1 protein-coding gene is annotated in these 228 nt (G+C 68.9%); it reads right to left on the minus strand.

The genetic code is table 11. The annotated features are described in order from the left end of the window. Positions 1 to 228 (minus strand): AGE family epimerase/isomerase (locus tag HMPREF0058_RS13310; protein ID WP_248597036.1); only part of this gene is annotated, 228 nt, incomplete at both ends.

The raw sequence follows: 228 nt of genomic DNA on the forward strand, positions 1-228 counted from the left end.
GCCGCAGCGCTCACGCCCTCACACACCACCCAGTGCATGCGCTCGTGCACCACCGGCTCGCCAGCAAAGTCCGTGGTGTAGACGAAGCCCGGACCGCCATCCACACGCCAGCCATCACGGTCCCGCCACGTGGCATCGCTCAGTATGACGCGCTTGTGGCCCAGGCACGCGCGCAGTCCCCGTGGCAGCTCAGTGGCCAGGCAGCGGCCGTCCCTGATCATCAGGCGT

The sequence above is a fragment of the Actinomyces urogenitalis DSM 15434 genome (assembly GCF_000159035.1).
GTDB lineage: Bacteria > Actinomycetota > Actinomycetes > Actinomycetales > Actinomycetaceae > Actinomyces > Actinomyces urogenitalis.